The sequence below is a fragment of the Paenibacillus sp. 01L418 genome (genome assembly GCF_056400045.1).
Genome location: NZ_JBFTSN010000742.1, coordinates 1 through 1,381, shown reverse-complemented (window position 1 = coordinate 1,381; position 1,381 = coordinate 1). Strand labels below are relative to the sequence as shown.

The window sequence follows — 1,381 nt, the reverse complement described above, 5'->3', positions numbered from 1 at the left end:
AGATAAGGCACTTGGAATGTGGTGATGCCCGATAGATAAAACAGCAACCAAACCAGACCGGCGAAAATTCCCAAAATACCGAAAATGGAGCCCAAAATAACAATTACATATTTAAACAAGCGAATCATTAAAGCATTCTGTAACCCGACAAATGTAAAGTTCGCGATGATCGATGCGGCTACGACGATCAACAGAAGATTGCTCACCAATTGCGCCTGAACGGCAGCTTGGCCCAAGATGATACCGCCAACCATCGTAATCGTCGGACCGATACTTTTCGGAAGCCGCACGCTTGCGCCTACGATCATTTCGATGACGATTAGCATGAGCAGCATCTCGAAAAGAGGCGGATAAGGGACGCCTTCCCGGCTCTTGGCAACGGACAAAGCCATGTCGATTCGGAATAACTCCGGATTGATGTCGACGAATGCAACATAGAGCCCTGGGACAAGAAGCGCTATAAGCAGGCCCAGAATCCTTAACCCTTGTAGGAAAAGCGTTATGGATTCCTGCATATTCCTGTCGGAATAAATATTCCATAGGTCCATCAATTTCGGAGGGGCTATCAGCGCGTAAGGCATTTGATCAAGCAGCAACAACACTCGACCTTTTAACAAGAGTGCTACAGCCTGTTCCGGCATTTCTGACGTATAAAATAGCGGAACTGGACTCCATTTACGTTGACCCAATATTCGTGCTAGATCTTGGATATTTCCTACCTCTGTCTGACTCTGCTCCTCAAGCAAGGATACGATCTGGATCACTATATTACAGCTGTTCTTGCCCTGAATGTGACATACAGCAACCGATCGTTTTCTGACTACCCCCATTTCAAGTTGGCGAATGGCAAGTCTATCAGACCGCAAATGTATTCTTAGAATGCCGATATTGGAGTCTAGGCTTTCTGTGAAGGCGTCCGAGGCACCTTGAGTGGGACTTTCGCTTTGGGGCGTGTCGATAGACCTCTGCAAAGAACGGGAAGTAGGTTTTAAAGATAGGTTTCCTGTCCGGTGAACAAGGACCAAGTTGCCTATGAGGACTTCATTAACCGCCTCTGATTCGGATATGTTAGACTTGGACTCCATCTGAGGCGCCGTATTATCCCCCCCCTCCTTCGCATCAATCAACTCAGGGATCCTTTTCAACAAATCGAAATTTTGAGAGGTATCAACCAAACTTTTCAAATAACAGAGAGTCACTTGCCCTCCGTTTGTTTCCTTCATTTCGACCGCGAAATCATCGCTATGCGCGAAATGTTGTTTTAAGAACCTAACAAGGTGCGCCATTTTTTCCTAGTTTCCTCCAATCCGGTTGGACTGGTATTATGATTACCAGTTCAATCAAGAATTATTTCCCATAGTGCATCGGAACATCACTATAA

1 protein-coding gene is annotated in these 1,381 nt (G+C 45.8%); it reads right to left on the bottom strand.

Annotated elements, in window-relative coordinates; all coding sequences use genetic code 11:
• Window positions 1–1,223, bottom strand: a 1,223-nt coding sequence (locus tag AC1DSE_RS35250) for a spore germination protein (RefSeq protein WP_477529122.1), incomplete at its 3' end; no start/stop codon positions are given.
• Window positions 1,224–1,381 lie beyond the last annotated feature (158 nt).